The organism is Zestomonas carbonaria, from assembly GCF_904061905.1.
Lineage (GTDB): Bacteria > Pseudomonadota > Gammaproteobacteria > Pseudomonadales > Pseudomonadaceae > Aquipseudomonas > Aquipseudomonas carbonaria.
The window spans coordinates 26,676-50,556 of the sequence record NZ_CAJFCI010000039.1; the positions used below are offsets into that span (position 1 = coordinate 26,676).

24 protein-coding genes are annotated in these 23,881 nt (G+C 67.0%); 14 read left to right on the top strand and 10 right to left on the bottom strand.

What is annotated here, in order from left to right:
- Positions 1-149: 149 nt before the first annotated feature.
- The 4 genes from PSEWESI4_RS09445 to PSEWESI4_RS09460 all read left to right on the top strand — a co-directional run bounded on the left by PSEWESI4_RS09445 (position 150) and on the right by PSEWESI4_RS09460 (position 3,632).
- Positions 150-947, top strand: coding sequence for a hydroxymethylpyrimidine/phosphomethylpyrimidine kinase (locus tag PSEWESI4_RS09445; protein WP_187670950.1), 798 nt, complete (start codon positions 150-152; stop codon positions 945-947).
- A complete protein-coding gene (gene thiE / locus PSEWESI4_RS09450; protein WP_187670951.1) occupies positions 947-1,573 on the top strand; it encodes a thiamine phosphate synthase in 627 nt (208 codons plus the stop codon). Before PSEWESI4_RS09445 ends, thiE begins: the two co-directional genes overlap by 1 nt.
- A 49-nt stretch (positions 1,574-1,622) precedes the next feature.
- On the top strand, positions 1,623-2,906 hold the full coding sequence (hemL, locus tag PSEWESI4_RS09455) for a glutamate-1-semialdehyde 2,1-aminomutase (RefSeq protein ID WP_187670952.1): 1,284 nt from the start codon (positions 1,623-1,625) through the stop codon (positions 2,904-2,906).
- Between the two features lie 177 nt (positions 2,907-3,083).
- Complete coding sequence (locus PSEWESI4_RS09460; RefSeq protein WP_187670953.1) at positions 3,084-3,632, top strand: tetratricopeptide repeat protein; 549 nt, start codon at positions 3,084-3,086, stop codon at positions 3,630-3,632.
- A 176-nt stretch (positions 3,633-3,808) separates the two neighbouring features.
- Here the strand turns inward: PSEWESI4_RS09460 and PSEWESI4_RS09465 are convergent, their stop codons facing one another.
- The gene (locus PSEWESI4_RS09465) at positions 3,809-4,138 is read right to left on the bottom strand and encodes a DUF1820 family protein (protein ID WP_187670954.1); all 330 of its coding nucleotides are present in this window, start codon (positions 4,136-4,138) and stop codon (positions 3,809-3,811) included.
- A 128-nt stretch (positions 4,139-4,266) separates the two neighbouring features.
- On the opposite strand from PSEWESI4_RS09465, the gene miaB reads away from it, so the two are divergent.
- The 5 genes from miaB to lnt all read left to right on the top strand — a co-directional run bounded on the left by miaB (position 4,267) and on the right by lnt (position 9,829).
- Positions 4,267-5,604 (top strand): tRNA (N6-isopentenyl adenosine(37)-C2)-methylthiotransferase MiaB, encoded by a 1,338-nt coding sequence (gene miaB, locus PSEWESI4_RS09470; RefSeq protein ID WP_187670955.1) that lies wholly within the window; start codon positions 4,267-4,269, stop codon positions 5,602-5,604.
- An 86-nt stretch (positions 5,605-5,690) separates the two neighbouring features.
- Positions 5,691-6,695: a PhoH family protein gene (locus PSEWESI4_RS09475; protein ID WP_187670956.1), complete on the top strand. Its 1,005-nt coding sequence runs from the start codon at positions 5,691-5,693 to the stop codon at positions 6,693-6,695.
- Positions 6,688-7,143 (top strand): rRNA maturation RNase YbeY, encoded by a 456-nt coding sequence (gene ybeY, locus PSEWESI4_RS09480; protein ID WP_187670957.1) that lies wholly within the window; start codon positions 6,688-6,690, stop codon positions 7,141-7,143. Before PSEWESI4_RS09475 ends, ybeY begins: the two co-directional genes overlap by 8 nt.
- Before the next feature lie 21 nt (positions 7,144-7,164).
- Positions 7,165-8,004, top strand: coding sequence for an HlyC/CorC family transporter (locus PSEWESI4_RS09485; protein ID WP_187670958.1), 840 nt, complete (start codon positions 7,165-7,167; stop codon positions 8,002-8,004).
- Between the two features lie 304 nt (positions 8,005-8,308).
- Positions 8,309-9,829 carry an apolipoprotein N-acyltransferase gene (lnt, locus tag PSEWESI4_RS09490; RefSeq protein WP_187670959.1) on the top strand — a complete coding sequence of 507 codons (1,521 nt, stop codon included), beginning with the start codon at positions 8,309-8,311 and terminating at the stop codon, positions 9,827-9,829.
- 81 nt (positions 9,830-9,910) lie between these two features.
- On the opposite strand, the gene PSEWESI4_RS09495 is transcribed toward lnt, so the two are convergent.
- The 3 genes from PSEWESI4_RS09495 to PSEWESI4_RS09505 all read right to left on the bottom strand — a co-directional run bounded on the left by PSEWESI4_RS09495 (position 9,911) and on the right by PSEWESI4_RS09505 (position 11,846).
- Entirely contained in the window at positions 9,911-10,681 is a 771-nt protein-coding gene (locus PSEWESI4_RS09495; protein ID WP_187670960.1) for a YdcF family protein, read from the bottom strand.
- 48 nt (positions 10,682-10,729) lie between these two features.
- Positions 10,730-11,176, bottom strand: coding sequence for a hypothetical protein (locus PSEWESI4_RS09500; protein ID WP_187670961.1), 447 nt, complete (start codon positions 11,174-11,176; stop codon positions 10,730-10,732).
- 121 nt (positions 11,177-11,297) lie between these two features.
- Positions 11,298-11,846, bottom strand: a complete 549-nt coding sequence (locus PSEWESI4_RS09505; RefSeq protein WP_187670962.1) for a P-loop NTPase family protein — start codon at positions 11,844-11,846, stop codon at positions 11,298-11,300.
- 262 nt (positions 11,847-12,108) lie between these two features.
- Between PSEWESI4_RS09505 and leuS the strand changes: the two genes are divergently transcribed.
- From leuS to PSEWESI4_RS09530, 5 genes are all read left to right on the top strand, one after another.
- Positions 12,109-14,730 (top strand): leucine--tRNA ligase, encoded by a 2,622-nt coding sequence (leuS, locus tag PSEWESI4_RS09510; protein ID WP_187670963.1) that lies wholly within the window; start codon positions 12,109-12,111, stop codon positions 14,728-14,730.
- Between the two features lie 58 nt (positions 14,731-14,788).
- The gene (locus tag PSEWESI4_RS09515) at positions 14,789-15,394 is read left to right on the top strand and encodes an LPS-assembly lipoprotein LptE (protein WP_187670964.1); all 606 of its coding nucleotides are present in this window, start codon (positions 14,789-14,791) and stop codon (positions 15,392-15,394) included.
- A 42-nt stretch (positions 15,395-15,436) separates the two neighbouring features.
- Positions 15,437-16,465, top strand: a complete 1,029-nt coding sequence (gene holA / locus PSEWESI4_RS09520; RefSeq protein ID WP_187670965.1) for a DNA polymerase III subunit delta — start codon at positions 15,437-15,439, stop codon at positions 16,463-16,465.
- 154 nt (positions 16,466-16,619) lie between these two features.
- Positions 16,620-16,775: an alternative ribosome rescue factor ArfA gene (arfA, locus tag PSEWESI4_RS09525; RefSeq protein ID WP_187670966.1), complete on the top strand. Its 156-nt coding sequence runs from the start codon at positions 16,620-16,622 to the stop codon at positions 16,773-16,775.
- A gap of 55 nt (positions 16,776-16,830) precedes the next feature.
- Complete coding sequence (locus PSEWESI4_RS09530) at positions 16,831-18,135, top strand: lytic murein transglycosylase (RefSeq protein ID WP_187670967.1); 1,305 nt, start codon at positions 16,831-16,833, stop codon at positions 18,133-18,135.
- 475 nt (positions 18,136-18,610) lie between these two features.
- On the opposite strand, the gene lipA is transcribed toward PSEWESI4_RS09530, so the two are convergent.
- From lipA to mltB, 6 genes are all read right to left on the bottom strand, one after another.
- A complete protein-coding gene (gene lipA, locus PSEWESI4_RS09535) occupies positions 18,611-19,591 on the bottom strand; it encodes a lipoyl synthase (RefSeq protein WP_187670968.1) in 981 nt (326 codons plus the stop codon).
- Positions 19,588-20,247, bottom strand: coding sequence for a lipoyl(octanoyl) transferase LipB (lipB, locus tag PSEWESI4_RS09540; RefSeq protein WP_187670969.1), 660 nt, complete (start codon positions 20,245-20,247; stop codon positions 19,588-19,590). The genes lipA and lipB overlap by 4 nt, the downstream gene beginning before the upstream one ends.
- Positions 20,247-20,525, bottom strand: a complete 279-nt coding sequence (locus PSEWESI4_RS09545; protein ID WP_187670970.1) for a DUF493 domain-containing protein — start codon at positions 20,523-20,525, stop codon at positions 20,247-20,249. Before PSEWESI4_RS09545 ends, lipB begins: the two co-directional genes overlap by 1 nt.
- Before the next feature lie 112 nt (positions 20,526-20,637).
- Positions 20,638-21,798 (bottom strand): D-alanyl-D-alanine carboxypeptidase family protein, encoded by a 1,161-nt coding sequence (locus tag PSEWESI4_RS09550; protein ID WP_187670971.1) that lies wholly within the window; start codon positions 21,796-21,798, stop codon positions 20,638-20,640.
- Between the two features lie 63 nt (positions 21,799-21,861).
- Complete coding sequence (locus PSEWESI4_RS09555; protein WP_187670972.1) at positions 21,862-22,860, bottom strand: septal ring lytic transglycosylase RlpA family protein; 999 nt, start codon at positions 22,858-22,860, stop codon at positions 21,862-21,864.
- Positions 22,860-23,870 (bottom strand): lytic murein transglycosylase B, encoded by a 1,011-nt coding sequence (gene mltB, locus PSEWESI4_RS09560; protein ID WP_187670973.1) that lies wholly within the window; start codon positions 23,868-23,870, stop codon positions 22,860-22,862. Before mltB ends, PSEWESI4_RS09555 begins: the two co-directional genes overlap by 1 nt.
- Positions 23,871-23,881 lie beyond the last annotated feature (11 nt).

A 23,881-nucleotide genomic window follows, 5' to 3' on the forward strand; every position in this document is an offset into this window, starting at 1 on the left:
ACCAGAGAGCCCCCACTCTCGTTATCGGCAAGGCCGCGCAAGGCGTTTGTTGGAAGACGCGAACTCTAGCATAGCAACCGCCCGGCGGAGAGCTGACCCGGCAGTCGAAATCGTCGCGCGAAAGCGGAAAAATGCTAAGCTCGCGCACCATGACTACCTATAGCTCCCGCCCCGTTGTTCTCTGCCTGTCCGGCCACGACCCGAGTGGTGGCGCCGGCCTCCAGGCGGATATCGAAGCCCTGCTCGCCCAGGGCTGCCACGCCGCCCCGACCGTCACCGCGCTGACCGTGCAGGACACCGTCAACGTCACCGACTTCCGCGTGCTCGACCGCGACTGGGTGCTCGCCCAGGCCCGCGCGGTGATCGCCGACCTGCCGGTCGCCGCGGTCAAGCTGGGCATGCTCGGTTCGGTGGAAATGGTCGATACCGTGCTCGAACTCATGCAGTCGCTGCCCGGCGTGCCGCTGGTCTGCGACCCGGTGCTGCGCGCCGGCGGCGGCGGCGCGCTGGGCAAGGACGAGGTCGGCTACGCGATCCGCGAACGCTTGTTCCCGGTCGCCGCCATCGCCACGCCGAACCTGCCGGAAGCGCGCATCCTCGCCGAACTGCCGGAAGGCAGCGCCGACGAATGCGCCGAAAAGCTGCTCCCGCACATCCAGCACCTGCTGATCACCGACGGCCACGGCGACGAGACCGAGGTCCACAACCGCCTGTATTCCCGCGACGGCAGCCGGCACACCTTCACCTGCGCGCGCCTGCCGGGCAGCTACCACGGTTCCGGCTGCACCCTGGCCAGCACCCTGGCCGGCCGCCTGGCGCTGGGCGAGGACCTGCCCAGCGCGGTGGAATCGGCGCTCGCCTACACCTGGCGCACCCTGCGCGACGCCGAGCAGCCCGGCCACGGCCAGTTCGTGCCGCGCCGCCTGCCGCTGGACTTCTGTTCGTGATGAACACGCTGCGCGGCCTGTACGCCATCACCGACAGCCAGTTGCTGGAAGGCGGCAAGCTGCTGCCCTACGTCGAAGCCGCCCTGCAAGGCGGCGCGCGCCTGCTCCAGTACCGCGACAAATCCACCGACGCCGCCCGCCGCTTCGACGAAGCCTCGGCGCTGGCCGAGCTGTGCGCCCGCCACGGCGCCACGCTGATCATCAACGACGACCTGGAACTGGCCGCGCGCCTCGGCGTCGGCCTGCACCTCGGCCAGGGCGACGGCTCGCTGAGCGCGGCGCGCCAGCGCCTGGGCGATGACCCGGTGATCGGCGCCACCTGCCACGCGCAGTTGGAACTGGCCGAACGGGCGGTCGCGGAAGGCGCCAGCTATATCGCCTTCGGGCGCTTCTTCAATTCCAACACCAAGCCCGGCGCTCCGGCCGCCACGCCGGAATTGCTGGACCAGGCCGCCATGCGCTTCGCCCTGCCGGTGGTCGCCATCGGCGGCGTGACCCTGGACAACGCGCCCGGCCTGATCGCCCGTGGCGCCAGCCTGGTCGCGGTGATCCACGCCCTGTTCGGCGCCGACTCCGCCGCCGAGGTCGAACGCCGCGCCCGCGCCTTCAGCGCCCTGTTCACCTGAATGTTTCCGGGCGACGGCGCCGTCGCCCCCTGAGTTCGAGAGGCCCTCCATGTCCCGTTCCGAAACCCTGTTCGCCAACGCCCAGAAGCACATCCCCGGCGGCGTCAACTCGCCGGTCCGCGCCTTCAAGAGCGTCGGCGGCACGCCGCTGTTCTTCAAGCACGCCGAAGGCGCCTACGTCACCGACGAAGACGACAAGCGCTACGTCGACTATGTCGGCTCCTGGGGCCCGATGATCCTCGGCCACAGCCACCCGGAAGTGCTCGACGCGGTGCGCCGGCAACTGGACCACGGCCTCTCCTACGGCGCGCCGACCGCCCTGGAAGTGGAAATGGCCGACCTGGTCTGCTCGCTGGTGCCGTCGATGGACATGGTGCGCATGGTCAGCTCGGGCACCGAGGCGACCATGAGCGCGATCCGCCTGGCCCGTGGCTACACCGGCCGCGACAGCATCATCAAGTTCGAAGGCTGCTACCACGGCCACTCCGACAGCCTGCTGGTCAAGGCCGGCTCCGGCGCCCTGACCTTCGGCGTGCCGAACTCGCCCGGCGTGCCGGCGGCGTTCGCCAAGCACACCCTGACCCTGCCGTTCAACGACCTCGCCGCCGTGGAGAAGACCCTGGCGGAAGTCGGTGGCGAAGTGGCGTGCATCATCGTCGAGCCGGTGGCCGGCAACATGAACTGCGTGCCGCCGGCGCCGGGCTTCCTGGAAGGTCTGCGCGCCGCCTGCGACAAGCACGGCGTGGTGCTGATCTTCGACGAAGTGATGACCGGCTTCCGGGTCGCCCTCGGCGGCGCCCAGGCGTTCTACGGGGTGACCCCGGACCTGTCGACCTTCGGCAAGATCATCGGCGGCGGCATGCCGGTCGGCGCCTTCGGCGGCAAGCGCGAGATCATGGAGCAGATCTCGCCGCTCGGCCCGGTCTACCAGGCCGGCACCCTGTCCGGCAATCCGCTGGCGATGGCCGCCGGCCTCACCACCCTGCGCCTGATCGGCCGTCAGGGCTTCCACGAAGAACTGACCCACTACACCAGCCGCATGCTGCAAGGCCTGCAGGAGCGAGCCGATGCCGCCGGCATCCCCTTCGTCACCACCCAGGCCGGCGGCATGTTCGGCCTGTACTTCAGCGGCGCCGACGACATCGTCACCTTCGCCGACGTGATGGCCAGCGACGCGGAACGCTTCAAGCGCTTCTTCCACCTGATGCTGGATGGCGGCGTGTACCTGGCGCCGAGCGCCTATGAAGCCGGCTTCACCTCCATCGCCCACGGCGACGCGGAACTGAAGATCACCCTCGACGCCGCCGAACGCGCCTTCGCCGCGCTGAAGTGAAACCGCGCGGCAGCCCCCCCGGGTGCTGCCGCCCTCCCGGAATCCGCCCGCTGCCTGGACGAGAAAGCCTCGCAAAGGCTTTGTAAGAAAGCCCCGGCTTATCTCATAATGTGAACGCCGACGCGTTTCGTCGGTGGGCATACCGCCCGCACGGTTGTTTGAGGCGCCTGGATTTCCATGAACCGCACCGGCCGCAGCCTGCTTCTGGGCTGCCTGATGCTCACTTCCCCCCTGCTGGCGAATGCGGGCGGCAATTCCCTGCTGATCCCCGCCACCGGCCGTTGCTCGCTGAACACCGCCCCCGAAGACCTTCCCGAAGCCCTGGCCAAGTGCCAGAAAGCCGCCCAGGAAGGCGACCTCCAGGCCGAATACGAGCTCGGCGAGTTCTACTACGACGGCCAGCGCACCCCACGCGACCTGAGCAAGGCCCTCAGTTGGTTCGAGCAGGCCTCGCTACGCGGCCACGCCCTGGCCCAGGAACGCCTGGGCATGATGTTCTTCCGTGGCGAAGGGGTGAAGGCCAACAACGTGCAGGCCTACATCGTGCTGAAGATGGCCGCGGTGAACGGCGCCGACGACGCCATGGACAGCGCCGACCTGGTGGCCGCACAGATGCGCAGTGACGAGCTGGAAATCGCTACCCGGGTACTCGGCCAGATCTTCCGCAGCTACCTCCAGGAACTGCAGACCGCCGACGGCGCCACGCCGTTCGATCCGCTGCCCTGATAAAGCAGCTACAAGCCAAAGCCAATGGGTTGCACCCATCCTACAGCCGCATCGACGGACACCACCTGTAGGAGCGCGCCATGCGCGCGATTTGCGGCCAGAGGCCACAACTGGAAGCAAATCAGCATGAAGACTGTCCCACCAAACCTTTACTTCCAGCTTAAGGCTTGCCGCTTCTAGCTGCCCTTATCCGGCATAGGCATCGGGAACGGCATCACGTTGCCGCCGCCCTTGGCCTCGCTGATCTTCGGCACGCCGAGCCGTTCGACCTCGTCGATGCGGATGATCGAATGCATCGGCAGGAAGCTGCGTATCACGCCTTCGAACTGGGCCTTGAGCTTCTCTTCGCTGGGGTCGACGACCACCTGGGTGCGTTCGCCGAAGACGAACTCCTCCACTTCCAGGAACCCCCACAGTTCGCTCTGGAAGATCTGCTTGGCGTACATCTCGTACACCTGGCCCTGGTTGAGGAAAATGACCTTGTAGATGGGATCGCTCTTGCTCATGGATGACGGGAACGGCACTGCAAAAAAGGGGGCGCGAATCATAGCACAGGCTTCCGACGCGCAACGCTAGGAAGCACGCCGCCTGGCCACTATAATGCGCGGTCCTGCGAATCAGTTGATAACCCCGCATGACCAAGAAGCTTTACATCGAAACCCACGGTTGCCAGATGAACGAGTACGACAGCTCGCGCATGGTCGACCTGCTGGGCGAGCACCAGGCCCTGGAAGTCACGGAGAACCCGGCGGAAGCCGACGTGATCCTGCTCAATACCTGCTCGATCCGCGAAAAAGCCCAGGAGAAGGTGTTCTCCCAACTGGGCCGCTGGCGTGAGCTGAAGCAGTCCAACCCGGACCTGGTGATCGGTGTCGGCGGCTGCGTGGCCAGCCAGGAAGGCGCGGCGATCCGCGAGCGCGCACCCTACGTCGACGTGGTGTTCGGCCCGCAGACCCTGCACCGCCTGCCGGAGATGATCGACGCCGCGCGCACCACCCGCGCGCCACAGGTGGACATCTCCTTCCCCGAGATCGAGAAATTCGACCGCCTGCCCGAACCGCGCGTCGACGGCCCCAGCGCCTTCGTCTCGGTGATGGAAGGCTGCAGCAAGTACTGCACCTTCTGCGTGGTGCCCTACACCCGTGGCGAGGAAGTCAGCCGCCCGCTCGACGACGTGCTCGCCGAGATCATCCACCTCGCCGAGAACGGCGTGCGCGAAGTGACCCTGCTCGGCCAGAACGTCAACGGCTACCGGGGCGCCACCCACGACGGACGCATCTGCGACTTCGCCGAACTGCTCCGCGTGGTCGCGGCGATCGACGGCATCGACCGCATCCGCTACACCACCAGCCACCCGCTGGAGTTCTCCGACGCGCTGATCGCCGCCCATGCCGAGGTGCCGGAGCTGGTGAAGTTCGTCCACCTGCCGGTGCAGGCCGGTTCCGACCGCATCCTCGCGGCGATGAAGCGCAACCACACCGCGCTGGAATACAAGTCGCGCATCCGCAAGCTGAAGGCGGCGGTGCCGGACATGTGCATCAGCTCGGACTTCATCGTCGGCTTCCCCGGCGAGACCGACAAGGACTTCGAGCAGACCATGAAGCTGATCGAGGACGTCGGCTTCGACTTCTCCTACTCCTTCATCTACAGCTCGCGCCCCGGCACGCCGGCCGCCGACCTGGTCGACGACACCCCGGAAGAGGTCAAGAAGCAGCGCCTGCAAATCCTCCAGGCGCGCATCAACCAGCAGGGCTTCGAGATCAGCCGACGGATGGTCGGCAGCGTCCAGCGCATCCTGGTCAGCGACTACTCCAAGCGCGACCCCGGCATGCTCACCGGGCGCACCGAGAACAACCGAATCGTCAACTTCCGCTGCGACAATCCACATCTGATCGGTCAGTTCGTCGACGTGCACATCGACGAGGCGCTGCCGCACTCGCTGCGCGGCACCTTGCTGGACAGATTGCACTAAAGGCTCATGCGCCCCTGCTTTCCCGCAGGGGCGCACGGGTTTATTCTTCGATTCACCACCCTGCCGACTGGCGGCCTCACACGACCTTGAACGCACCCATAGAACCGCTTCGCTTCCTCCTCGAACCTTTCGAGTCCCGCCGCTTCGCCAATCTCTGCGGACAATTCGACGAGCACCTGCGCCTGATCGAGCAGCGCCTGGGCATCGAGATCCGCAACCGTGGCAACCAGTTCGAACTGATCGGTGCCAGCGACAAGACCAAGGCCGCCGAACAACTGCTGCTGCGCCTGTACCGCGAAACCGAAGCCACCGAGCTGTCGCCCGATCTGGTGCACCTGTTCCTGCAGGAGTCGGGCATCGAGGAACTGGTCAATCCCAGCGTCGAAACCAGCGTCACGCTGCGCACCCGCAAGGGCAGCATCCGCCCGCGCGGCGCCAACCAGCAGCGCTACGTCAAGGCGATCCTCGAGCACGACATCAACTTCGGCATCGGCCCGGCCGGCACCGGCAAGACCTACCTGGCGGTGGCCTGCGCGGTCGACGCCCTGGAGCGCGAGCAGATCCGCCGCATCCTTCTGGTGCGCCCGGCGGTCGAGGCAGGCGAAAAACTCGGCTTCCTGCCCGGCGATCTTTCGCAGAAGATCGACCCCTACCTGCGCCCGCTCTACGACGCGCTGTACGAGATGCTCGGCTTCGACCAGGTGGCCAAGCTGATCGAGAAGCAGGTGATCGAGGTGGCGCCGCTCGCCTACATGCGCGGCCGCACGCTGAACAACAGCTTCATCATCCTCGACGAAAGCCAGAACACCACCATGGAACAGATGAAGATGTTCCTGACCCGTATCGGCTTCGGCTCGACGGCGGTGATCACCGGCGACATCACCCAGGTCGACCTGCCACGCGGCACGCGCTCCGGCCTGACCCACGTGATCGACGTGCTGCACAAGGTGCCGGGCATCTCCTTCACCCACTTCAAGCCCAAGGACGTGGTGCGCCACCCGCTGGTCCAGCGCATCGTCGAAGCCTACGAGCGCCACGACAACCGCCAGCACGGCAAGGTCGACGACGAGGCGGAACGCCAGGATGGTTGAGCTGGACCTGCAGCTCGCCACCACGGCGAGCGTTCCCGAGGCCGCCCTGTTCCAGCGCTGGTGCGAACTCGCCCTGCGCCAGCGCGAGGGCGACTCGGAGCTGACCATCCGCCTGGCCGACGAGCCGGAAGCCCGCGAGCTGAACCGCACCTACCGGGACAAGGACTACGCCACCAACGTGCTGTCCTTCCCCGCCGACATCCCCGACGAAATGCTCGACATCCCGCTGCTCGGCGATCTGGTGATCTGCCCGGCGGTGGTCGAGCGCGAGGCCGCCGAGCAGGGCAAGGCGCCGGAAGCGCACTGGGCGCACCTGGTGATCCACGGCTGCCTGCACCTGCTCGGCTACGACCACCTCGAGGACGAGGAGGCCGAGGAAATGGAAGCCCTGGAACGAGAATTGCTGGCTGAACTTGGCCACCCCGACCCCTATCGCGATGACGAATAAGAAGCCACTGAGCACGGATATATGAGCGAAGATCGATCGAGCAACGGGCACAGGTCCTGGTTGGAAAAAATCACCCAGGCCTTTGCCCACGAGCCGAAAAGCCGCCAGGAGCTCCTCGAGCTGCTGCGCGAAGCCCACCAGAACAAACTGCTCGACAGCGAAGCGCTGTCGATCGTCGAAGGCGCCATCCAGGTCGCCGATCTGCAAGTTCGCGACATCATGGTGCCGCGCTCGCAGATGGTGATCATCAAGGCCAACCAGACGCCGCGCGAATTCCTCCCGGCGATCATCGACTCCGCCCACTCGCGCTTCCCGGTGATCGGCGAAGGCCCCGACGACGTGATCGGCATCCTTCTCGCCAAGGACCTGCTGCCGCTGATCCTGCAAGGCGACAACGACGGCTTCAACGTCAAGGACCTGCTGCGCCCGGCCACCTTCGTGCCGGAGTCCAAGCGCCTCAACGTGCTGCTGCGCGAGTTCCGCGCCAACCACAACCACATGGCGGTGGTGATCGACGAGTACGGCGGCGTCGCCGGCCTGGTGACCATCGAGGATGTGCTCGAGCAGATCGTCGGCGACATCGAGGACGAGCACGACGTCGAGGAAGACAGCTACATCAAGCCGCTGCCCAGCGGCGACTTCCTGATCAAGGCGCTGACGCCGATCGACAGCTTCAACGAAGCTTTCGACAGCAGCTTCAGCGACGACGAGTTCGACACCGTCGGAGGCCTGGTGATGAACGCCTTCGGCCACCTGCCCAAGCGCAACGAGATCACCGAGGTCGGCGACTTCCGCTTCCGCGTGCTCAGCGCCGACAGCCGCCGCATCCACCTGCTGCGCCTGACGCCGCTGGAGCGCTGAGGCTCTTCGGAAGGGAGGGCGGATGTCGCTTTCGCATCCACCCGCACGGAGGCTCCCTCTCCCCCTGGGAGAGGGCTGGGGTGAGGGAGCGGAGTCGGGGCGCCCCCCCCAACAGCCGACAGGTATCGCTTCGCTCACCCCACCCTGCCCAGGAAACCTTCACTGGATTCCCGCGTTCGCGGGAATGACAAGGTGTCCACCGTCGTCCTCGCGAACGCAGGGCCCCAATAAACACCTCGGCACTCCCCTCCCCACGCCGCATCCATTACCCTTGCCCGCCTGACCCTCCATCCAAGGACTTACGATGCGCTGGATCACCCACCCCGGCTGGCCGGGCAATCTGCTGGCGCTGGCCGCCGGCGCCCTGACCACCCTGGCGCTCGCTCCCTTCGACTACTGGCCGCTGGCCCTGCTGTCCCTAGCCCTGTTCTACCTCGGCCTGCGCGACCTGGCACCGAAGCAGGCGCTGTGGCGCGGCTGGTGCTACGGCTTCGGCCTGTTCCTCGCCGGCACGAGCTGGATCTACGTCAGCATCCACGACTACGGCTCCGCCTCCGCGCCGCTGGCGACCTTCCTCACCGTCGGCTTCTGCGCCGGCGTGGCGTTCTTCTTCGCCCTGCCCGCCTGGCTGTGGTCGCGCTGGCTGCGCCGCAACGAAGCGCCCTTGGCCGACGCATTGGCCTTCGCCGCCCTGTGGCTGGCCCAGGAAGCCTTCCGTGGCTGGTTCCTCACCGGCTTCCCCTGGCTGTACGCCGGCTACAGCCAGCTCGACGGCCCGCTCGCCGGCCTGGCACCGGTCGGCGGCATGTGGCTGATCTCCTTCGTGCTGGCGCTGACCGCCGCGTTGCTGGTCAACCTGGCGCGGCTGCGTGCCCGGCCGCTGTTCCTCGGCGTCGGCATGGCGCTGCTCGCCGGTCCCTGGCTGACTGGCCTGCTGCTCAAGGGCCACGCCTGGACCGTTCCCGCCGGTGCCCCGCTGAGCGTCGCGGCGATCCAGGGCAACGTCGCCCAGCAACTCAAATGGGACCCGGCACAGCTCGAATCGCAACTGGCGCTGTACCGCGACATGAGCTTCCGCGCACGCCCGACCGACCTGATCGTCTGGCCGGAAACCGCCGTACCGGTGCTCAAGGAATTCGCCGAAGGCTACCTCGGCGTGATGGACCGCTTCGCCCATGACCGCAAGGCCGCGCTGATCACCGGCGTACCGATCCGCCAGCCCAACGAACGGGGCGAGAAGCGCTACTACAACGGCATCACCGTGATCGGTGAAGGCGAAGGCACCTACCTCAAGCAGAAGCTGGTGCCGTTCGGCGAATACGTGCCGTTGCAGGAGGTGCTGCGCGGCCTGATCGCCTTCTTCGACCTGCCGATGTCCGACTTCGCCCGGGGCTCGTCCGACCAGCCGCTGCTACAGGCCAAGGGCTACGCCGTCGCCGCCTACATCTGCTACGAAGTGGTCTACCCGGAATTCGCCGCCGGCCTGGCGGCACAGAGCCAACTGCTGCTGACGGTGAGCAACGACACCTGGTTCGGCACCTCGATCGGCCCGCTGCAGCACCTGCAGATGGCGCAGATGCGCGCCCTCGAAGCCGGACGCTGGATGATCCGCGCCACCAACAACGGCGTCACCGCGCTGATCGACCCTTTCGGGCAGATCACCGAACGCATTCCCCAGTTCGAGCAAGGCGTGCTGTACGGCGAAGTGGTGCCGATGCAGCAACTGACGCCCTACCTGCAATGGCGCGGCTGGCCGCTGGCGATCCTCTGCGCACTGCTGTTCGCCTGGGCGCTGCTGGCCAGCAGGATGGCGAAGACGCTTTGAGCTGCAAGCTGCAAGCAAGTCACTGTGCGGGCGACTTCAAGCGCCCCGTACCGCTCTTTCTTGCCGCTTGTGGCTTGAAGCTTACGGCTGGCCGTAGGCCAACGGATAGACCAACCTCCCCACCGCCTCGTTGAGCAACACCCCGCTCTGCCAGACCGCCCGGCTCTCCGGCAGCCAGCCGCCACCGGGGCGTTCGTTGGGGGTGCCCATGAAGCCCATCGGCGCGGCGATCACCTCCAGGCCGGCCTGCTCGAAGCACCAGCGCGCTCGCGGCATGTGGCTCGCCTGGGTGACCAGCACCACCCGGCGGACACCGGCCGGTCGCAGGATGGCCGCGCTGTCGCGGGCGTTCTCCCAGGTGGTGCGGCTGCCCTCCTCCCGCCAGCGCACCTCGACACCGAAGTCGCGCGCCAGGCTGTCGGCCATCAGTGCCGCCTCGCTGGGCGGACGCACGCCGAAATGCAGGCCACCGCTGGTCAGCACGGGCAAGTCGCTGGCCTTGGCCAGCCGTGCCGCGTAGCGCATCCGCTCGATCGCCATGAATCCCGGCTGGTCGCCGCCCCAGCCCGGATCATCCACGTCGCGGCCGGCGCCGAGCACCACGATGGCATCGGCCTGCCGCGCCAGTTCCGGCCAGCGGCTTTCCGGCAGCGGCGCTTCGGTCTCCAATGCACGCGCCGACCACTCGACCACCACCGGCAGGCTCATTACCCACAGCCCACCGAAGCCGAGCACGAAACAGGCAGCGGCCAGGCGCGGGAAACGCCGGCGCAGCCACCAGCCGGCCAGCAGCAGGAGCAGCAGGCCGCCCGGCGGCAGGATCAGTTGTTTGACGATATAGCGAATGAACATCGGGCACCTCCAGGGTGCCCGAGTTTAGGGCTTTGTCTCGACCGCGAGCTACCGGGGCTTCTGGGTCCGGAAAAGCTGCGAGCCGCAGGTCTCGCATCCCTGCACGCCCAGCCCCGGCTGCCAGTTGGCCGGCGTACCACACAGGGCACAACACAGTTGGCGTCGTCGCTTGAGCGACGACTTCACGCCCGGCGTCCTGGCGGCGCCGGCGCGCACGCCATTGCGCTGCGGCCGCAACGGACGCAGCGCGCGCCGTTCGATCAGAGCCAGTTCCTCGGCGGCGGCGTGCCAGCCGCTCAACCAGCTCAGGTCATGATCCAGGTAGGCATTGATCAGGGCCACCTCGGCCGAGCTCAAGCCCCGCAACTCCAGCTCTCCAGGCCGTTCGTCACGCCACCGCTGGGCCGTTTCGGCCTCCTCCAGCGCCAGGGCGAGACGCTGTAACAACCGTTCGTACAGGCCGCCTTCCACTTCCACTCGCCGCAACTCGCCCATCCACGCACCTCGTCGGGGCCGAACCCTGCCACCCCTGTGGAAAAGCTTAGCGTTCGCCTCGCAACCGACCACGCGCCGCGACCAACGGCGGGCGCGGCGCGGACTTCGGCCGAGTGCCGGCCTACGGGCCAGAGCAGTTCAAGGCGTGCGTTCCGGCGTTTTTATCCACATCCAAGAGAAACTGCCTGACCTCGCGGCGCGAACGCAGGCGGATAATGCGCCGCCCCTGCCCGTGTGCCTCCAGCAGCTCCAGCACCTTGGGGCGGCTGCGCTTCGGGTAATTCCAGATCCAGCCCAGGAACTCCAGGCTGGGCAGTTGTTCGGGACAACCTTCGGCCATGTCCGGTCGCGTCCGGCCGCGATAGCGGAAACCGCGCCATAGTGCGCCCCACAGGCAAAGCAGGCGCGGCAGGTCCAGGAAGATCACGGTGTCGCAGGCGGCAAGGCGCTGCGCCAGCGTGCCGGAATAATTCCCGTCCATCACCCACTGCTCGCGCTGGCAAAGCGCTTCCACACAAGCCTGCCAGTCCGGTCTTTCCGGCTCCACCCAGCCGGGCCGCCAGTACAGGGCGTCCATATGGATGACAGGTATCGCAAGCCGCCTGCCCAGCATCGCGGACAACGTGCTCTTGCCGCTGCCGCCGGGACCGATGATCAGAATTCTTTTCACGAGACGCTCCCTGTCGGCCTGCCGCGGCCGCAGCAGGCCGCGTATTGTGCCGCAGCCCGGGCGCGTCCGCCGCAACCGGCTTCCGATCCCCGTTTCACGCCGTCACGCCGACGCACGGCAGATCGCGAACGGTTTCCCTCCGCCAAGGCCGGTCATGTATGCTACGGCGTTTCCCGCAGTCCCTTGCGCGGCGCGGCGCGGCCCGAAACGGCGTGTCGTCCCCCGCTCTGGAACGAACCCTCTTTTCCTAGCGCCAGTAGCCATGCACGAACAGTATCAGCCCCGCGAAATCGAAGCCGCCGCCCAGGCTCACTGGGAACAGCAGCAATCCTTTGTCGTCAGCGAACAGCCCGGCAAGGACACCTTCTACTGCCTGTCGATGTTCCCCTACCCGAGCGGCAAGCTACACATGGGGCACGTGCGCAACTACACCATCGGCGACGTGATCGCCCGCTACCAGCGCATGCTGGGCAAGAACGTGCTGCAACCGATGGGCTGGGACGCCTTCGGCATGCCGGCCGAGAACGCCGCGATGAAGAATCAGGTGGCGCCGGCCAAGTGGACCTACGAGAACATCGACTACATGAAGGCCCAGCTCAAGAGCCTGGGCCTGGCCATCGACTGGTCGCGCGAAGTCACCACCTGCAAGCCCGACTACTACCGCTGGGAGCAGTGGCTGTTCACCAAGCTGTTCGAGAAGGGCGTGATCTACCGCAAGAACGGCACCGTGAACTGGGACCCGGTCGACCAGACCGTGCTGGCCAACGAGCAGGTCATCGACGGCCGCGGCTGGCGTTCCGGCGCGCTGATCGAGAAGCGCGAGATCCCCATGTACTACTTCAAGATCACCGCCTACGCGGATGAACTCTTGAGCAGCCTGGACGAGCTGGACGGCTGGCCGGAACAGGTCAAGACCATGCAGCGCAACTGGATCGGCAAGTCGCGCGGCATGGAAGTCAGCTTCCCCTACGACGTCGCCAGCATCGGCCAGGAAGGCACGCTGAAGGTCTTCACCACCCGTCCCGACACCCTGCTCGGCGCCACCTACGTCGCCGTGGCCGCCGAACACCCGCTGGCCACCATCGCGCTCGCCAAGCTGCCGGCGGGCAAGGCTGCCGAGTTGCAGGCGTTCATCGACGAATGCAAGCGCGGCGGCGTGGCCGAGGCGGACATCGCCACCCAGGAAAAGAAAGGCCTGCCCACCCCGCTGTTCGTCGAGCACCCGCTGACCGGCGAGAAGCTGCCGGTGTGGGTCGCCAACTACGTGCTGATGCACTACGGCGAAGGCGCGGTGATGGCCGTGCCCGCCCATGACGAGCGCGACTTCGCCTTCGCCCACAAGTACGACCTGCCGATCAAGCCGGTGATCCGCACCAGCGCCGGCGACCAGACCCCGGCGCCCTGGCAGGACGCCTACGCCGAGCACGGCACCCTGATCAACTCCGGCGAGTTCGACGGCCTGGACTACCCCGGCGCTTTCGACGCCATCGAAGTGGCCCTGCGCCGGAAGGGCCTCGGCCAGTCGCGCACCCAGTTCCGCCTGCGCGACTGGGGCATCAGCCGCCAGCGCTACTGGGGCTGCCCGATCCCGATCATCCACTGCGACACCTGCGGCGACGTGCCGGTCCCGGAAGACCAGTTGCCGGTGGTGCTGCCCGAGGACGTGGTGCCGGACGGCGCCGGCTCGCCGCTGGCCAGGATGCCCGAGTTCTACGCGTGCACCTGCCCGAAATGCGGCAGCGCGGCCAAGCGCGAAACCGACACCATGGACACCTTCGTGGAGTCCTCCTGGTACTTCGCCCGCTATGCCTCGCCGAACTACGACCAGGGCATGGTCGACCCGGCCGCGGCCAACCACTGGCTGCCGGTCGACCAGTACATCGGCGGCATCGAGCACGCCATCCTGCACCTGCTCTACGCGCGCTTCTTCCACAAGCTGATGCGTGACGAGGGCCTGGTCAGCTCCAACGAGCCGTTCAAGAACCTGCTGACCCAGGGCATGGTGGTGGCCGAGACCTACTACCGCGTGCTGGAGAACGGCGGCAAGGACTGGTTCAACCCGGCCGACGTGGAAGTCGAGCGCGACGCCAAGGGCAAGATCGTCAGTGCCAGGCTGAAGAGCGACGGCCTGCCGGTCGAGATCGGCGGCACCGAGAAGATGTCCAAGTCGAAGAACAACGGCGTCGACCCGCAGGCGATGATCGATGCCTACGGCGCCGACACCTGCCGCCTGTTCATGATGTTCGCCTCGCCGCCGGACATGAGCCTGGAATGGTCGGACTCCGGCGTCGAAGGCGCCAGCCGCTTCCTGCGCCGCGTCTGGCGCCTGGCCCACAGCCATGTCGGCGCCGGCCTGCCCGGCGCGCTGGACAAGGCCGCGCTCGACGATGAGCAGAAAGCCGTTCGCCGCGCCATCCATTCGGCCATCAAGCAGGCCAGCATCGATGTCGGCCAGTTCCACAAGTTCAACACCGCCATCGCCCAGGTGATGACCCTGATGAACGTGCTGGAGAAGGCCCCGACCGCCAGCGAACAGGACCGCGCCCTGCTGCAGGAAGGCCTGGAGACCGTGGCCCTGCTGCTCGCGCCGATCACCCCGCACATCAGCCACGAGCTGTGGCAGCGCCTCGGCAAGGACGGCGCGATCATCGACGCGACCTGGCCGCAGGTGGACGAATCCGCCCTCGTGCAGGACAGCCTGCAACTGGTGGTGCAGGTCAACGGCAAGCTGCGCGGGCATATCGAAGTGCCGGCCAGCGCCAGTCGCGAAGAGATCGAGGCGGCGGCGCGGCAGAACGAGAACGTGCTGCGCTTCACCGAAGGCCTGACGATCCGCAAGGTCATCGTGGTGCCCGGTAAACTGGTCAACATCGTCGCCAACTGAAGGCGGCCGCGCCCGCCCGAGCGGGCGCCCGGCAAATGGTTCTAAGGGGATAACAACGATGCTCAAACGGAATCTGATGGTAATCGGCCTGGCCGCTCTGCTCTCGGCCTGCGGCTTCCACCTGCGCGGCACCGGCGACACCCAGTTCGCCCTCAAGGAGCTGAACCTGACCGCGCGCAACACCTACGGCGACACCGTCAGGGAAGTCCGCGAGGTGCTGGAGAACAACGACGTCAAGGTCTACCCGGGCGCGCCCTACACCCTGGTGCTGGCGCGCGAGAGCCAGTCCAGGCGCACCGCCAGCTACACCACCAACGCGCGCAGCGCCGAACTCGAACTGACCCTCGGGCTCGACTACGAACTGCGCGGCGCCAACAACCTGCTGCTGAGTACCGACAAGCTGGAAGTCCGCAAGGTCTACGTGCAGGACGACAACAACCTGATCGGTTCCGGCCAGGAAGCCGACCAACTGCGTGGCGAGATGCGCCGCGACCTGGTCCAGCAACTGGCCCTGCGCCTGCGCCTGATCACCCCGGCCCAGCTCGACCAGTTGCAGCAGGACGCCGAAGCCAAGGCCAAGGCGGATGCCGAGGCGGCGGAAGCGGCGCAGCGCGCCCGCGCCGCCCAGCCGCAGCAATCGCCGCTGCAACTGCCGATCCAGTAACGGCCCCCGGGAGCCCGCCAACGGGCTCCCCGCCTTCCCGCCATGAAACTCAGCCCCGCACAACTCGGCAAGCACCTGCAAGGCAGCCTGGCACCGGTCTACGCGATCAGCGGCGACGAGCCGCTGCTCTGCCAGGAAGCCACCGACGCCATCCGCGCCGCCTGCCGCGAACACGGCTACGGCGAGCGCCAGGTGTTCAACGCCGAAGCCAACTTCGACTGGGGCCTGCTCTACGAAGCCGGCGCCAGCCTGTCGCTGTTCGCCGAGAAGCGCCTGCTGGAACTGCGCATCCCCAACGGCAAGCCCGGCGACAAGGGCACCGCGGCGCTGCTGGAGTATCTCAGCCGGCCGCCGGAAGACACCGTGCTGCTGATCAGCCTGCCCAAGCTGGATGGCAGCACGCAGAAGACCAAGTGGGCCAAGGCCCTGATCGACGGCCCACAGGCGCAGTTCGTGCAGATCTGGCCGGTCGAGGTCGCCCAGTTGCCGCAATGGATTCGCCAGCGCCTGGCCCAGGCCGGCCTGGCCGCCACCCCGGAAGCGGTCGACCTGATCGCCGCGCGGGTGGAAGGCAACCTGCTGGCCGCCGCCCAGGAGATCGAGAAGCTCAAGCTGCTCGCCGAGGGCAACCAGGTGGATGCCGCCACGGTACAGGCGGCGGTGGCCGACAGCGCCCGCTTCGACGTGTTCGGGCTGATCGACGCCGCCCTCAACGGCGAACCCGCCCACGCCCTGCGCACCCTGGAGGGTCTGCGCGGCGAAGGGGTGGAAAGCGCGGTGGTGCTCTGGGCCCTGGCCCGCGAGTTGCGCCTGCTGGCCGGCATCGCCCACCAGCACGCCCAGGGCGTACCGCTGGACAAGGCCTTCTCCTCCGCCCGCCCGCCAGTCTGGGACAAGCGCCGCCCGCTGCTCGGCAAGGCCCTGCAACGCCACCCGGCGGCACGCTGGGGCCAACTGCTGCGGGACGCCCAGAACATCGACGCGCAGATCAAGGGCCAGGCCGCCGGCGATCCCTGGACCAGCCTCAGTCGCCTGACCCTGTCGCTGGCCGGCAAGCGCTTGGCGCTATAAGACATCGTAGGAGCGCGCCATGCGCGCGATTCGCGGGCATGGCCCGCTCCTACACATTCTGCCTCTAGTGCGAATCAACCCGGCTGGACATTTTTTCACCAACGGCGCATGCTCCGCGCGCCTGCACCGTGCAGGCCCAATCACGGAGATCGTCATGGCCAAGAAATCCGCAAACGGCCCGAACAAGGCCAAGTCCCTGGTCGCCCAGCCGCTGTTCCGCTGTCGCAGGGAAACACCGAAGAAAGGCAAGGGCAGTTACCGCCGCGAAGCCTCCCACCGTTGGGAGGCTTCTTCGTTTCTGGCGGCCTGAAATCCCGTTCGGGCATGGTAAGGTGGCGGCTGGCAACACCGCGACGAGATTTCCCATGCCGAAACACCCCCTGCGCACCCTGGCCTGCGCAACCCTGACGCTTCACCTGGGCCTGCTCAGCGCCTGCGCCAGCGACACCGCAGAAGCCCCGACTCCCGCGCCCAGCACGCCTCCCGCGCCGACCAAGCAAGCGACGGTAACGCCGGCTTCGCAGTCCATCGTCCAGCAACCGAGCAGCCTCAGCTTCGCCGACTGGCGCGACCAACTGCGCCGCGAAGCACTGGCCGCCGGTATCGACGCCAAGCTGTTCGACCGCGCCTTCGCCGGAGTCACCCCCGACCCGAAAGTGATCGCCGCCGACCGCAGCCAGCCGGAGTTCACCCGGCCGGTCTGGGAATACCTGGACAGCGCCGTCTCGCCGGCCCGCCTCGAACGCGGCCGCCGGCTGCTCGGCGAACATCGCGCCACCCTCGACAGCATCCAGCAGCGCTATGGCGTGTCCAAGGAAGTGCTGGTGGCGGTATGGGGCATGGAAAGCGCCTTCGGCAGCCACATCGGCGACTACAACGTGATCCGCTCGCTCGCCACCCTGGCCTACGAAGGCCGCCGCCAGGCGTTCTGGCGCGAGCAATTGCTGGCCGCCCTGCAGATCCTCCAGCACGGCGACATCGCTCCCGAGCGGCTGGTCGGCTCCTGGGCCGGCGCCATGGGCCAGACCCAGTTCATCCCCACCACCTACAACCAGCATGCCGTGGACTTCGACGGCGACGGCCGTCGCGACCTGTGGAACTCCTCGGCCGACGCCCTGGCCTCGGCCGCCCACTACCTGGGCAACTCCGGCTGGCAACCCGGCCAGCCCTGGGGCTTCGAGGTGCGCCTGCCGGAAGGTTTCGACTACGGCCTGGCCGACCCGGACGAGCGTCGCAGCCTGGCGCAGTGGGCGGCGCTGGGCGTGAAGCCGGTCAAGGCCAACGCGAACGCGCCGGCCGATGCCAGCGCCGCCCTGCTGCTGCCAGCCGGCCATCGCGGCCCGGCCTTCCTGGTGCTGAACAACTTCCGCAGCATCCTGCGCTACAACAACTCCACCTCCTACGCCCTGGCCATCGGCCTGCTCGCCGACGGCCTGGCCACTGGCAGCAGCCAGTTGCAGGGCAGTTGGCCACGCAGCGACCGCCAGTTGGGACGCAGCGAACGGGTCGAGCTGCAGGAACTCCTGGCCCAGCGCGGCTTCTCCCCGGGCGCCGCCGACGGCATCATCGGCGCCAACACCCGCAAGGCGATCCGTGGCTTCCAGCAACAACTGGGCTGGCCGGCGGACGGCTATCCGAATGCCGCGCTGCTGGAAGCATTGCGCCGGTAGAACGGAGGCTGGAGGCTGGAGGCTGGAGGCTGGAGGCTGGAGGCTGGAGGCTGGAGGCTGGACAGGGTTCTGGCCATGCACCTTCTGCGTCAAACCTTTTTTCGCGGCCATGGAACTGGGCGTCCCCGCCGATCCTACAGGTCAACCTCAATGCCGGCCTGTAGGAGCGCGCCATGCGCGCGATCACCGGCAACGCCAAAGCATCGCCAGCAAGCTGGCTCCTACAAAAGCAGACGAGTAGCCCGGATCCAATCCGGGCTACGTGGCTGTTTATTGGGTCCCCGCATTAGTGGCGGGGATCCAATGAGGGCGGCTTCATAAACACGCAGGAGTGAGGGGGGACGCTTAGTTCTCTACTCGCGAAGTTTTTTGCGTTGCCGGGGATCGCGCGCATGGCGCACTCCTACAAGAAGACCACCACAGCCCCGGAGCGCTTTTTCGTCCAGCCTCCAGCGCTCTTATCGGCTTTCCGCCCTCAACCGATCTTCTGCCCGTGGGCCTGCTGGTCGGCGTGGTAGGAGGAGCGCACCAGCGGCCCCGAGGCCACGTTCTTGAAGCCCATCTTGGCGCCTTCCTCGGCGAACCAGGCGAAGGTATCCGGGTGCACGAAGCGCTGCACCGGCAGGTGGCTGCGCGACGGTTGCAGGTACTGGCCGAGGGTCAGCATGTCGATGTCGTGCTCGCGCATGCGCTGCATCACTTCGATCACTTCCTCGTCGGTCTCGCCCAGGCCGAGCATCAGGCCCGACTTGGTCGGCACGTGCGGGACCATCTGCTTGAACTTCTGCAACAGGTCCAGCGACCACTCGAAGTCCGAGCCCGGCCGCGAAGCCTTGTACAGGCGCGGCACGGTTTCCAGGTTGTGGTTGAACACATCCGGCGGCTCCTGGGCGGTGATTTCCAGGGCCACGTCCATGCGCCCGCGATAGTCGGGAACCAGGGTTTCCAACTGGATGCCGGGCGACAGCTTGCGGATCTCGCGCAGGCAGTCGGCGAAGTGCTGGGCGCCGCCGTCGCGCAGGTCGTCGCGGTCCACCGAGGTGATCACCACGTACTTGAGGCGCAGGTCGGCGATGGCGATCGCCAGGTTCTTCGGCTCGTCCACGTCCAGCGGCTTCGGCCGGCCGTGGCCGACGTCGCAGAACGGGCAGCGACGGGTGCAGATGTCGCCCATGATCATGAAGGTCGCCGTGCCGCCGCTGAAGCATTCGCCGAGGTTCGGGCAGGAGGCTTCCTCGCAGACGCTGTGCAGCTTGTGCTTGCGCAGCAGTTGCTTGATGCGGTCGACTTCCGGGGAAACCGGGATGCGCACGCGAATCCAGTCCGGCTTCTTCGGCAGTTCCTCGGTGGGGATGATCTTCACCGGGATGCGCGCCACCTTCTCGGCGCCACGCAGCTTGACGCCGGCCTCCACTTTCGCCGGGCTCTTCTTGCCCGCCACTTCTACTGTGCTCATAGCGATTCGATTCCGCCCTTCAGGGTCGTCTGTTCAGCGTAGCCAAGGTGATGGACGAGCTGCGCGCGCAGCCGGGCACATACTTCGGCGAATTCAAGCGGCCCCACCAGGTCGCGCAACTGGGTCATGGCCATGCCGGCATAACCGCAGGGGTTGATACGTTGGAACGGCTCCAGGTCCATGTCGACGTTCAGCGCCAGGCCATGGAACGAACGGCCGTTACGGATGCGCAGGCCGAGCGAGGCGATCTTCGCCCCATCGACGTAGACCCCCGGCGCGCCGTCGCGCAGCTCGGCCTGCACGTCGTATTCGGCGAGCAGGCCGACCAGGCTGCGCTCGATGCGCTGGACCAGCTCGCGCACGCCCACGCCGGAGCGACGCACATCGAGCATCAGGTAGCCGACCAACTGGCCCGGCCCGTGGTAGGTCACCTGCCCGCCACGGTCTACCTTGACCACCGGGATGTCGCCGGGAAACAGCAGGTGCTCGTCCTTGCCGGCCTGGCCCAGGGTGAACACCGGCGGGTGCTGGAGCAGCCAGACCTCGTCGCCGGTCTCCGCGCCACGCTCGGCGGTGAAACGCTGCATGGCGTGCCAGGTCGGTTCGTAAGGCAGCACGCCCAGCTCGCGAAAGCCGAGGACGCTCGGAGCCGCCATCACAGCACCATGTGCACGCGCCCGGTGGCGCGCAACTCGATGTGCAGGGCCTGGAGCTGTTCGAGGCTGGTGGCGGTGATCAGCAGTTGCACTGTCTGGAAACGACCGTTGCGGCTGTCGCGCAGCACCAGGGTGCCTCGGTCGAGTCCCGGCGCGTGGCGCTCGAGGATGTCGACGACCAGCTCGACGAAGCCCTCGCCAGCGTCACCGATCACCTTGATCGGGTAGTTCTCGCAGGGGAACTCGATTTTCACATTCGGGGTATCGGTGTCGGTCATGGCGGCGAACTCGTGGTCCACAGGGCGCCTTGCCAGGCTGGCGCCGCGTCACGGGCGGCGCCAATGCCTGAACCCGCCAGTCTCTCGTGGAGAGCGGCGGGCAGCGGGCGAATCAGTTGAACAGACTGTAGAAGAACAGACGGATGCTATCCCACAGACGACGGAACAGGCCACCTTCGTCGACCGCTTCCAGGGCTACCAGGTCGGCGCTCTTGACCACCTGGTCGCCCAGCTTGACCTCGACCTTGCCGATCACGTCGCCTTGCTTGATCGGCGCGATCAGTTGCGGCTCGAGGCTCATGCTGGCCTGCAGGTTCTTCAGTTGCCCCTTGGCCATGCTCAGGGTCAGGTCCTCGGCCAGGCCGGCCTTGACCTGGCGGTCGACGCCCTTCCAGACCTGGGCCTTGGCCAGCTCGGCGCCCTTCTGGTAGAAGGTGCGGGTTTCGAAGAAGCGGAAGCCATAGGTCAGCAGCTTCTGGGTTTCGGCGGCGCGGGTCTGCTCGCTGTTGGTGCCGAACACCACGGCGATCAGGCGCATGTCGTCACGCACGGCGGAGGCCACCAGGCAGTAGCCGGCTTCCTCGGTGTGGCCTGTCTTCAGGCCGTCGACGGTCTTGTCGCGCCACAGCAGCAGGTTGCGGTTGGGCTGCTTGATGTTGTTCCAGAGGAATTCCTTCTGCGCGTAGATCGAGTAGTGGGCCGGGTCCTCGTAGATGATCGCGCGGGCCAGCAGGGCCATGTCGTGGGCCGAGGAGTAGTGCTCCGGGTGCGGCAGGCCGGTGGCGTTCATGAAGTGGCTGTTCTTCATGCCGAGCCGGGCGGCGGTGGCGTTCATCATGTCGGCGAAGGCGTCTTCGCTGCCGGCGATGTGCTCGGCGATGGCGACGCTGGCGTCGTTGCCGGACTGGATGATGATGCCGTGCAGCAGGTCGTCGACGCTGACCTGGGTGCCGACCTGGATGAACATCCGCGAACCGCCGGTGCGCCAGGCATTCTCGCTGACGGTGACCAGGTCGCTTTCCTTGATCTGCCCGCGGTTGATCTCCAGGGTGGCCAGGTAGGCGGTCATCAGCTTGGTCAGGCTGGCCGGCGGCAGGCGCTCGTCGCCATTGCTCTCAACCAGCACGTTGCCGCTGGCGGCATCCATCAGCAGATAGGACTTGGCCGCCAGTTGCGGCGGCGCCGGGACTACCTGTTCGGCGGCCCCTACCACGGGGGTGAGAAGCAACAGGGCTGGCAGCAGCAGGCGTTTGGCAAAGGTGGTGATGTTCATCCGTCTCTCTGAAGATTTCTCAAATGAAGAAGCGCGCCCTGGTGGGCGAAATGCGCCAGGCCATCACTCCGGCCTGACCAAGGTCGGCTGGCCGAGATTGGCCAGTCGCACACTGTCCTGAAGTTGCTGGGCTTCACCCTGAGTGCCGATGGGCCCCAGGCGTACCCGATGGAGAATCTGCTGGTTGCGCACCACCGAGCTGATAAACACGGGGGCACTCACCGTCTCGCTCAGCTTGGCCTTGAGTAGCTCGGCAGCGTCCGGATTGGCGAAGGCTGCCACTTGGAGATACAGGCCAGAGGCTCCGACTGAAGCGTTTTTTTTTGCGTCGATCTGCACCGGCACCACGGCCGCGGCGTGCTGCTGCGGGGGCGGGGTGTACTGCTCGAGCGGGGCGCTGGCGACCTGCGCCGCCGGCTGCGGCTTGGCCTGGGCCATCTGCGGCTGGGCCAGCACCATGGGTACCGGGCGGCCCTGCTGGGCCCACCACTGGTGGGGGTCGATGCCCTCGACCTTGACCCGCGCGGTGCCGCTCTCGGCGTAGTCGAGCTTCTTCGCCGCGGCGAAGGACAGGTCGATGATGCGGTCGGAATAGAACGGCCCGCGGTCGTTGACCCGCAAGACCACGCTCTTGCCGTTGTCCAGGTTGGTGACCCGCACGTAGCTGGGCAGCGGCAGGGTCTTGTGCGCCGCGCTCATGCCGTAGAGGTCGTACTTCTCGCCGTTGGCGGTGGGCTGGCCGTGGAACTTGGTGCCGTACCAGGAAGCGGTGCCGACGGCCTTGTAGCTGCGGGCGTCGCTGATCGGGTAGTAGGTCTGCCCGAACACGGTGTAGGGATTGGCCTTGTAGGCGCCGTAGTGGGGCATCGGCACGGCGTCGGGAATCCGCGACACGTCGACGTCCCACCAGGGAGCGCCGTCCTTGTGCGGGCGGGCATAGTCGCTCGGCCCGGAGATGGTGCCGGAAGGCTGTTGCGGAGCCGGTGGCTTGCTGGTCGAGCAACTGGCCACCAGCAGGGCCAGGGCGGCAGAGGTCAACAGTCTCGTCGGCTGTACTCGCATCAGTTGGCGCTCCGTGCTTTCACCAGTGCCTCGGACAGTTGATAGACTGCCATGGCGTACATGGCGCTGCGATTATAGCGAGTGATCACGTAAAAGTTCGGCAGGCCCATCCAGTACTCCATTCCCTGCTCGCCTTCCAGACGGATGGCGGTAACCGGGATGTCGTCGCGCAGGGCTTCCTGGCTGGTCCAGCCGAGGGCGCGCAACTGGCCGACCGTGGTCGAGGCGTCGAGCCCCGGGCTCAGGCCCTCGTCGGCCTGCGCGCCGCTGACCTTGGCCGCGCTGACCACCTGCTCGCCGGGCACCCAGCCGTGGCGCTTGAAGTAGCTGGCGACGCTGCCGATGGCATCTTCCGGGTCGCTCCAGATGTTGATGTGGCCATCGCCGTCGAAGTCCACCGCGTAGGCGCGGAAACTGCTCGGCATGAACTGCGGCAGGCCCATGGCGCCGGCGTAGGAGCCTTTCAGCGAGAGCGGGTCGACCTGTTGCTCGCGGGCCAGGAGCAGGAACTGCTTGAGTTCCTTGCGGAAGAAATCGGCGCGCGGCGGGTAGTCGAAGCCCAGGGTGGACAGCGCATCCATCACCCGGAAGCTGCCGGTGTTGCCGCCGTAGAAGGTCTCCACGCCGATGATCGCGACGATCATCTGTGCCGGCACGCCGTATTCCCGCTCGGCGCGGGCCAGGGCGGCCTCGTGCTTGCGCCAGAACTCGACGCCGCCGGCGATGCGCCTGTCGGTGATGAAGATCGGCCGGTAGTCCTTCCAGGGCTTGACCTTCTCTGCCGGCCGCGAGATGGCATCGAGGATGCTCTGCTTGCGTTCGACCTCATTGAACAGGGAGATCAGTTGCTCGCCGGCGAAACCGTAGTCGCGGGTCATCTCCGCGACGAATTCGGCGACTTGCGGCGACCCCTCATAGTCGGCCGCCCAGGCCTGAGGGGCCAGACCGATGAGGCCAGCGAGGCTGACCCAACATGCACTTCGAGCCGCCCAGCGACGCACTACTCGCATTAGATTCCCCA

Coding starts and splice junctions, on each gene's coding strand:
- PSEWESI4_RS09445 (WP_187670950.1), top strand. CDS start 150: ATGACTACCTATAGCTCCCGCCCCGTTGTTCTCTGCCTGTCCGGCCAC.
- thiE (WP_187670951.1), top strand. CDS start 947: ATGAACACGCTGCGCGGCCTGTACGCCATCACCGACAGCCAGTTGCTG.
- hemL (WP_187670952.1), top strand. CDS start 1,623: ATGTCCCGTTCCGAAACCCTGTTCGCCAACGCCCAGAAGCACATCCCC.
- PSEWESI4_RS09460 (WP_187670953.1), top strand. CDS start 3,084: ATGAACCGCACCGGCCGCAGCCTGCTTCTGGGCTGCCTGATGCTCACT.
- PSEWESI4_RS09465 (WP_187670954.1), bottom strand. CDS start 4,138: ATGAGCAAGAGCGATCCCATCTACAAGGTCATTTTCCTCAACCAGGGC.
- miaB (WP_187670955.1), top strand. CDS start 4,267: ATGACCAAGAAGCTTTACATCGAAACCCACGGTTGCCAGATGAACGAG.
- ybeY (WP_187670957.1), top strand. CDS start 6,688: ATGGTTGAGCTGGACCTGCAGCTCGCCACCACGGCGAGCGTTCCCGAG.
- PSEWESI4_RS09485 (WP_187670958.1), top strand. CDS start 7,165: ATGAGCGAAGATCGATCGAGCAACGGGCACAGGTCCTGGTTGGAAAAA.
- lnt (WP_187670959.1), top strand. CDS start 8,309: ATGCGCTGGATCACCCACCCCGGCTGGCCGGGCAATCTGCTGGCGCTG.
- PSEWESI4_RS09495 (WP_187670960.1), bottom strand. CDS start 10,681: ATGTTCATTCGCTATATCGTCAAACAACTGATCCTGCCGCCGGGCGGC.
- PSEWESI4_RS09500 (WP_187670961.1), bottom strand. CDS start 11,176: ATGGGCGAGTTGCGGCGAGTGGAAGTGGAAGGCGGCCTGTACGAACGG.
- leuS (WP_187670963.1), top strand. CDS start 12,109: ATGCACGAACAGTATCAGCCCCGCGAAATCGAAGCCGCCGCCCAGGCT.
- PSEWESI4_RS09515 (WP_187670964.1), top strand. CDS start 14,789: ATGCTCAAACGGAATCTGATGGTAATCGGCCTGGCCGCTCTGCTCTCG.
- holA (WP_187670965.1), top strand. CDS start 15,437: ATGAAACTCAGCCCCGCACAACTCGGCAAGCACCTGCAAGGCAGCCTG.
- arfA (WP_187670966.1), top strand. CDS start 16,620: ATGGCCAAGAAATCCGCAAACGGCCCGAACAAGGCCAAGTCCCTGGTC.
- PSEWESI4_RS09530 (WP_187670967.1), top strand. CDS start 16,831: ATGCCGAAACACCCCCTGCGCACCCTGGCCTGCGCAACCCTGACGCTT.
- lipA (WP_187670968.1), bottom strand. CDS start 19,591: ATGAGCACAGTAGAAGTGGCGGGCAAGAAGAGCCCGGCGAAAGTGGAG.
- lipB (WP_187670969.1), bottom strand. CDS start 20,247: ATGGCGGCTCCGAGCGTCCTCGGCTTTCGCGAGCTGGGCGTGCTGCCT.
- PSEWESI4_RS09545 (WP_187670970.1), bottom strand. CDS start 20,525: ATGACCGACACCGATACCCCGAATGTGAAAATCGAGTTCCCCTGCGAG.
- PSEWESI4_RS09550 (WP_187670971.1), bottom strand. CDS start 21,798: ATGAACATCACCACCTTTGCCAAACGCCTGCTGCTGCCAGCCCTGTTG.
- PSEWESI4_RS09555 (WP_187670972.1), bottom strand. CDS start 22,860: ATGCGAGTACAGCCGACGAGACTGTTGACCTCTGCCGCCCTGGCCCTG.
- mltB (WP_187670973.1), bottom strand. CDS start 23,870: ATGCGAGTAGTGCGTCGCTGGGCGGCTCGAAGTGCATGTTGGGTCAGC.